At 43.9% G+C, this 757-nt stretch carries 1 protein-coding gene; it reads left to right on the top strand.

Annotated elements, in window-relative coordinates:
* Positions 1 to 41 precede the first annotated feature (41 nt).
* A partial coding sequence (gene guaA, locus NO992_RS23350) for a glutamine-hydrolyzing GMP synthase (protein WP_371380809.1) occupies positions 42 to 757 on the top strand: 716 nt, incomplete at its 3' end.

Genomic DNA, 757 nt, shown 5'->3' with positions numbered 1-757 from the left:
GCGGCTTTATCCTGTTTAGTTCCTAACTAACGAGATTATCAATGAGCAAAGATATCCACGATTCCCGAATTTTGATCTTAGACTTTGGTTCGCAATACACTCAGCTAATTGCACGTCGTGTACGTGAAATTGGTGTTTACTGTGAACTTTGGGCTTGGGATGTGACAGAAGAGCAAATCCGTGAGTTCAATCCTCAAGGTATCATTCTATCAGGTGGCCCAGAGTCAACAACGCTTGAAGGTAGCCCAAAAGCACCAGATTACGTATTCGAAGCCGGTGTGCCTGTACTGGGTATCTGTTATGGTATGCAGACGATGGCAATGCAGCTTGGTGGTCAGGTACATAGCTCAGATAAAAAAGAATTCGGCTACGCAAAAGTAGAGAAAGTAGGTGACTGTAAGCTATTTGAAGCGATTGAAGATCACATCGAAGATGGTGCAGGTTACCTAGACGTGTGGATGAGCCATGGCGATAAAGTAGCTAAAATTCCAGATACATTCAAAACTTCAGCGAAAACGGATACTTGCCCTCATGCGGCAATGTCTTGGGAAGAAAAGCGTTTCTACGGTGTACAGTTCCACCCAGAAGTAACGCACACTCAGCAAGGTTTGCGTTTACTAGAGCGCTTTGCAATTGATATCTGTGGTTGTGAAAAACTATGGACGCCTGAGCAAATCATTGAAGATGCAATTGAGCGTATCAAAGAGAAAGTAGGGGATGACGAAGTTATCCTTGGTTTATCTGGTGGTGTTGATTC

The organism is Pseudoalteromonas sp. DY56-GL79, from assembly GCF_041414765.1.
GTDB lineage: Bacteria > Pseudomonadota > Gammaproteobacteria > Enterobacterales > Alteromonadaceae > Pseudoalteromonas > Pseudoalteromonas piscicida.
This window is presented reverse-complemented; position numbering and strand designations above follow the sequence as displayed.